The organism is Mycoplasma marinum, assembly GCF_004335975.1.
In the GTDB taxonomy this organism is placed as follows: Bacteria; Bacillota_I; Bacilli_A; order Mycoplasmatales; family Metamycoplasmataceae; genus Mycoplasma_K; species Mycoplasma_K marinum.
Genome location: NZ_PSZO01000060.1, coordinates 1 through 1,998, shown reverse-complemented (window position 1 = coordinate 1,998; position 1,998 = coordinate 1). Strand labels below are relative to the sequence as shown.

2 protein-coding genes are annotated in these 1,998 nt (G+C 27.7%); both read right to left on the bottom strand.

Translation table 4 applies throughout. The features are described from left to right. Window positions 1-964: 964 nt before the first annotated feature. Window positions 965-1,558, bottom strand: coding sequence for an Abi family protein (locus tag C4B24_RS05265; protein WP_394343196.1), 594 nt, complete (start codon window positions 1,556-1,558; stop codon window positions 965-967). A 31-nt stretch (window positions 1,559-1,589) separates the two neighbouring features. Further along, on the bottom strand, window positions 1,590-1,913 hold the full coding sequence (locus C4B24_RS05260) for an Abi family protein (RefSeq protein WP_131599615.1): 324 nt from the start codon (window positions 1,911-1,913) through the stop codon (window positions 1,590-1,592). Window positions 1,914-1,998 lie beyond the last annotated feature (85 nt).

The following is a 1,998-nucleotide window of genomic DNA, read 5'->3' as shown; positions in this document are numbered from 1 at the left end:
GTTATCTTCTTCCTTCTTGATTAGGTTTACTTGTAATAAGTCTTCTAAGTAGAATATATCAAGAGTTTTCTTTGCTCTAGACATAGACACATTCATGATTCTATAATCAAGTTGATGCTTATAAAGTCTTGGAGCTTTTTTGGATAGAAATAACAATCACATTATTTTTATTCTTTTACTTAATAATGGTATTTACATCATGGGTCAAGCATTGATGTTTATATTTTTTCTCTTTAGTGTATTTGGAATCTAAAAAACATTAAAGGAAATGTAACGATCTTAGAGTTATTTAATAAAATTATTTAATTGACGATTCATAAGATGGGGATTTTGACGAAATTATGATTTAGTTTTACGGGGGTATAATAATATGCAAATGAGGAGACCGAGATAAAAAGAAAGTTCTTTGGATCATTGGGCAATATCTACTATTAGGTCACCTGCGGTTGCTTCATGAGGGAAAAGGAATCAATATTTGATCTAAGTAACCCCTAAAAGGTGTTACCAAACAATCAAATGAGCGGAAAGTAATGTATGTTGTCCTTAATGAGGAGTATTTAGAATATATGAAAAGTTGTTAAAACTAGGAAAATAATAGCAAAACTAATAAAATCCCAGAACCGAACAATGTAATAAATAACAATGATCTACCTAAAAATTCTGATTTTAGTGAGAAAACTTTTGAATTTTAAAAAAGGTTAAAAATAAAAGGTGTAAACAAGGTGGTTACAAAGGTAGAAGACTTTGCAAGAATAATCCAAATTAATTTAAATAATAGGCGTCCATTATGTATGCTTGAGCTGCAAATTTATATTTGGATTTAGAATTATCGCTTTTTTAAATGGTATTTAAAATTTAAGTAAAAAAACTACTAGCAAGCTAGCAGCTAAAAGAAAACCTTTTAATTATCCAAAAATATTATAACATCATAATGCCACACTATGCCACAAAGTTACACTCTTTTCTACTTTTGTGGTAATGCTCCGTTATTAAACCACCCAAAGTTTTCAAATAATTTTACGTGTAAGCCAAAGAAAGTGCATAATTCAGTGAAGTTAATAACTAATCTTTTGGAGTCGCTATGACCTATGAATAAAGTCTTTATTTCATTTAATAAACTTTTTAGCTCAACTTTTGAAAGAAAAGCATTGAACACAATCATTAGAGCTGTTAGATTATTTGAGAAATTAACCCTTTCATCTTTTGGAATTTGTAATTTATTTCACAAATATATACTTTTACCAGATGAGATTCTAGGGTGTATACTTCTCTCAAAGAGTGTATTTTTATGAGCAACGATATTCCTTCACTCCCTGATTACATTAATAAATTTATTCATATTAGAACTACCAATATGAAAATGTGAAGCAATATTTTTTTTGATTTCTTGAGAATCAATATTATTGTAAATAAATTGTAATTGTCCTAATTCATAACCCTCAACACCAAACCAAATTGGCAAGGATTGATGGTACATTTTATCAGGCGTTATTATTTTTTTGTTAGATTGTATGAATCTTTTATCATACTTTTTCATTTTTTTAATCTGCTTATTTAATGTGTTAGTGGGGGTGCTCGCGTTATAGCTTTTAATTTGTTTGTGCCCTATGGGGTTTAATTTCTCTAGCTATTTGAGCAGCTAATACTGTTCGTATCTTCCCTTCTATAATCATGATTCTTGAAAATAATGCAGATTGTATTTTGATGTCAATTTTATTTATTTTAATTAGTTCTTTTACATTGATCTCTTTTGTGTATTTTTGATTTTCAACATCATAAAATGGACGTGAGTAAATATAAATTAAATTGACATAATTATTGAATACAAAAACATTAGAATCATCATTTATGATTAACCCTCTTTTTTGCAATTTGGCTATCATTTCTTTGTTAGTGTTGAAAGTTTTTTTCATAAGTATTAATTTAATGTTACATTGTTTTCCACAAAACAACAAGATTAATTATATATAGGTATGAAGAAGAAAATTCTAATCATCC